Raw genomic sequence first — 217 nt, 5'->3', positions numbered from 1 at the left:
CCCAGGCGCCGATGGATAATTATGTAATGGCTAACCATAAACCAGGCCCGAATGTGCCTGATTTTATGGCTGCCCGCTTCGGTGCTAACTTCCACGAAGTGATGAAAGACACAAGCAAACCCGGTACTACCGGCCTGCAACTGACGCAAGACACTGTGCCGGTTGTGCCTGCCAGCAATATGGTTGCCCTGGCTGCTTTACCCGGTGGGTACTGGAC

1 protein-coding gene is annotated in these 217 nt (G+C 54.4%); it reads left to right on the top strand.

Annotated features, from left to right (window positions below; genetic code table 11):
* A partial coding sequence (locus A3860_RS41045) for a hypothetical protein (RefSeq protein ID WP_158085189.1) occupies positions 1-217 on the top strand: 217 nt, incomplete at both ends.

The organism is Niastella vici, from assembly GCF_002077945.1.
GTDB classification, from domain to species: Bacteria; Bacteroidota; Bacteroidia; order Chitinophagales; family Chitinophagaceae; genus Niastella; species Niastella vici.
This window is presented reverse-complemented; position numbering and strand designations above follow the sequence as displayed.